The organism is Moorena sp., from assembly GCF_982860115.1.
In genome coordinates this window covers 1-3,843 of record NZ_CEYLVT010000388.1, presented here as the reverse complement: position 1 = coordinate 3,843, position 3,843 = coordinate 1, and the positions used below count along the sequence as shown (strand labels likewise).

Below are 3,843 nucleotides of genomic sequence, written 5' to 3'. Positions count from 1 at the left end.
TTGCCTATTGCCTCTTGCCTATTGCCTCTTGCCTATTGCCTATTGCCTATTGCCTCTTGCCTATTGCCTCTTGCCTATTGCCTATTGCCTATTGCCTATTGCCTATTGCCTCTTCCCTGCTCCCTGCTCCCTGCTCCCTGCTCCCTAAAACCCATATATTTGTACCTCACAAGTAGTATAATTGCTATATATGCTAAACAAATTGCACCAAACTCGTAGATTTAGCTCAACTTGGTTAGGGCTTTTAATTATTATCCTGTTGATGCTAGGAATAGTGTTTCGATTCGTAAATATTGACAAAAAAACCTACTGGATTGATGAAACCTTTACCTCGCTACGAATTTCTGGTTATCGATTGTCAGACATGATACCAGAAATTTCCAATGGGGATGCGATCGCTATTAAAGAATTACATAAGTATCAGCATACAAATCCAGAAAAAAAACTGCTTGGTACGATTAAGGGATTGGCCTTTGAAGAACCTCAACATCCCCCATTATATTACGTAATGGCGCGAGTTTGGTCGCAATTATTTGGTAATTCAGTAGCAGTGAAGAGAAGTTTTTCAGCTCTGATTAGCTTGCTGGTGTTTCCTGCTATCTATTGGTTATGTCAAGAATTATTCGAGTCGTCCTTGGTGGGATGGGTAGCTATGGCCTTAGTTGCCGTTTCTCCCTTTCAGGTCTTGTATGCCCAAGCCGCAAGACAGTATGGCTTATGGACAGTAACGATTTTGCTATCAAGTGCAGCACTGTTACGGGCAATACGGTTAACCAAACGAAGAAAAACGACTAATAAGATTAGAGATATCCTACACTTTATCTCTACCTGGGGAATTTACGCCCTCACGTTAGTGACAGGATTTTATACATTTTTATTTTCTATCTTAGTAGCCATCAGCCATGGCATCTATGTACTGCTAACAGAACGGTTCCGCTTCAGTAAAATTCTTGTTTACTATGGGCTATCATCGTTAATGGCTTTGATGGTATTTGTCCCTTGGTTACTAGTTTCTAACAGTAACCTTTCTAAGGTATCCAGCAAAACCAAATGGGCACTCCAAGAGGTTCCTTTATCATCATTAGCCCAAACCTGGCTGATTAATATTAATCGGAGTTTCTTTGATATCAACCAAGGCTTGAATTTCCCCAGTGTAGTGGTTTCTGTAATAATCTTAATCCTAGTGGGCTATGCCATATACTTTCTTTGTCGTCATAGTCCCAAACGAGTTAGTCTATTCATCGTGACATTAATTGGAGTTACCGCCGTAGCCCTAGTGCTACCGGATCTAATTTCTGGAGGTAAGCGTTCTAGTGTAACTCGCTATCTAATTCCCTGTTATCTTGGTATTCAGCTAGCAGTTGCTTACCTATTTACTAACAAAATAACTAACAAAATAACTAGCATTTTTCAGGGAGTATGGCAACAGAAGCTATGGCGACTCGGAATGATTTTACTACTGTCTGGTGGAATTCTATCCTGTGTGATCAGTTCTCAAGCGGAATTTTGGTGGAACAAGTATACTAGTGCTAACCATACCCAGGTAGCAGCAATTATTAACCAGGCTGACGAACCGCTATTGCTGACAAAAAGTCTGGAAGTGATATCCCTGTCTTACCTTCTCGACCCCAAAGTGAAGTTTTGCTGGTTAAGCCAGAAATCCGTAAAGATGCCTAATGGCGAAAAAAGCAAACAGTTAATCATCCCCGAAAATACCGATGAATTTAGTGATGTATTTTTATATAATCCATCTAGGGAGTTGCGACAAAAAATCGAGAAAAAATACAACTATAAATCAGAACTTATTGGCAAATGGAACCATAAAATTGAACCAACTTACGAAATTAAAACCTTTCTGTGGAAACTAGTAAAAGAATAAACCTAAGCTGATAGCTGATAGCTGATAGCTGATAGCTGATAGCTGACAGCTGAATCCTTACGTCTTGTTGATAATAACCCCTATAATCAAAGGAGCTTGATCATGGCAATGATTTGCCGTAAATACGGCTTACTCTACCTGATGGCACCGCGAACTGGTTGCACAGCAGTAGAAGATGTCCTGGAAAAAAAGCTAGAAGGCGAACTAGTCCCCGCCCAAGACATCCTAGACGCCAACGGAAAATTTTTGATGCACAGAAGACATCATTCTCTACGAGAGATGTTCAGACGCAATCTTTTGACAGAAAAAGAGGCAGCATCATATCTAAAATTTAGTTGTATTCGCAACCCTTTTGACAGTTTAGCTTCTGACTATGTAAAAAGAGCCTCAAAATACCAACACTTCATCGCTGACTCCACGTCATGGGTTCACCGTCTACCGGGTTATATAGAAGACATGGAATTTTGCAAAACCCATTCATTTAATGATTGGATTGAGAAACACTATGGCTCTATTTACGGAAATGGACTGAAACGAACCGTTAAATCCCTGGTTCGGAATACTAATCGAAACCGAGTTAAACAGTTTGTAGGTCTTCCCGCTGAACCTTACACGCTTTATGGAAGCTATACCAAAGGTATGGATAGTGTAATGCGTTTTGAAACCCTTCAGGATGATTTTGACAGAGTCCTGGATAAAGCTGGAGTGCCCTTCAAAGTGCAAATACCAGTGATCAACAAAACCGAAGAAAGAAAGAAAAACTATCGAGAGTACTATAATGAGCGATCGCAAAAAATTGTCCAGTACGTTTTTGACGAAGAAATAAAGCGCTATGGTTACGAATTTTGAACAAGCTAGTAGCGGTTAGGGCATGAGCTGTTACCCTTGAGCTGATCTCTAACCGCTTTGAGGCGATTAAGTATAAATTACTATGCCATCTGCTACGCTCAAATATGCCTATTTCCCCGGCTGTGTTGCTCAAGGAGCCTGTGGAGAACTATACCAATCTACGTCAGCCTTAACCCAAGCGCTAGGAATTGAACTGATTGAGTTGAAAAAAGCTGCTTGTTGTGGTTCTGGAACCTTCAAAGAAGATTCCCAACTCCTAGAAGACACTGTTAACGCTCGTAACATCGCCCTAGCTGAAAAGCTGAATCTACCCCTGTTAACCCATTGCAGCACCTGTCAGGGAGTAATTGGTCATGTAGATGAGCGTTTAAAGGAATTCCAAGAGACCGACACCGGTTATGTGGAAAAAGTGAATGGCTTGCTGAAAAAAGAAGGCTGTTCTCCTTACAAAGGCACTACAGAAGTCAAGCATTTACTGTGGGCATTGGTGGCAGATTACGGCATGGAAGCCCTAGCAGCACAAGTGAGTCGCAAGCTAACTGGACTCAAGTGTGCTGCATTCTATGGTTGTTATTTGCTACGAGCTCAGACATCCATCTCCTACGATGACCCAGTCAATCCAGAATCCATGGAAACTGTATTTCGCACCGTAGGAGCAACACCTGTATATTACCGAGGTCGTACTCAATGTTGTGGTTGGCCAATATCTAGTTATGCCACAGAACAATCCTTCAAGATGGCAGGGAGCCATATTCAGGAAGCCTTGGATGCTGGTGCGGATTGCATGGTTACCCCTTGTCCGTTGTGTCATCTTAATCTCGACTCCCGTCAACCGGAGGTAGAAAAGGTGATTGGGCGTCAGTTAAGGTTACCAGTATTGCATTTACCCCAGTTAGTTGCCCTAGCCCTAGGGGTTAGTCCAAAGCAACTGGGTTTAGAACGGCACGTGGTTTCGACCGCACCTGTACTAAAGAAGTTGGGGCATACTTGACTAGTTATAGGGCTACGCGCAAGGGCAACAGGCAAGAGGAACCCACCCCTAACCCCTCCCAGGAGGGGAAGGCAAAAGTTTACTACAAGTGCGGCTTGTTCCTGCTAGGAGCCTCTAGCAATTA

3 protein-coding genes are annotated in these 3,843 nt (G+C 42.4%); all 3 read left to right on the top strand.

Annotation, left to right across the window (positions count from 1 at the left end; genetic code table 11):
• Positions 1 to 190 precede the first annotated feature (190 nt).
• The 3 genes from AC4II3_RS31790 (at position 191) to AC4II3_RS31780 (ending at position 3,719) form a co-directional block, all read left to right on the top strand.
• Positions 191 to 1,879, top strand: coding sequence for a glycosyltransferase family 39 protein (locus AC4II3_RS31790; protein ID WP_488029806.1), 1,689 nt, complete (start codon positions 191 to 193; stop codon positions 1,877 to 1,879).
• A 102-nt stretch (positions 1,880 to 1,981) separates the two neighbouring features.
• On the top strand, positions 1,982 to 2,728 hold the full coding sequence (locus tag AC4II3_RS31785) for a sulfotransferase family 2 domain-containing protein (RefSeq protein WP_488016802.1): 747 nt from the start codon (positions 1,982 to 1,984) through the stop codon (positions 2,726 to 2,728).
• A gap of 82 nt (positions 2,729 to 2,810) precedes the next feature.
• Positions 2,811 to 3,719, top strand: coding sequence for a CoB--CoM heterodisulfide reductase iron-sulfur subunit B family protein (locus tag AC4II3_RS31780; protein ID WP_488016800.1), 909 nt, complete (start codon positions 2,811 to 2,813; stop codon positions 3,717 to 3,719).
• The last annotated feature ends 124 nt before the right edge of the window (positions 3,720 to 3,843 follow it).

What these genes read in the sequence shown, in the direction of transcription:
- AC4II3_RS31785 (WP_488016802.1), top strand. Translation starts at nt 1,982, where the DNA reads ATGGCAATGATTTGCCGTAAATACGGCTTACTCTACCTGATGGCACCG.
- AC4II3_RS31780 (WP_488016800.1), top strand. Translation starts at nt 2,811, where the DNA reads ATGCCATCTGCTACGCTCAAATATGCCTATTTCCCCGGCTGTGTTGCT.
- AC4II3_RS31790 (WP_488029806.1), top strand. Translation starts at nt 191, where the DNA reads ATGCTAAACAAATTGCACCAAACTCGTAGATTTAGCTCAACTTGGTTA.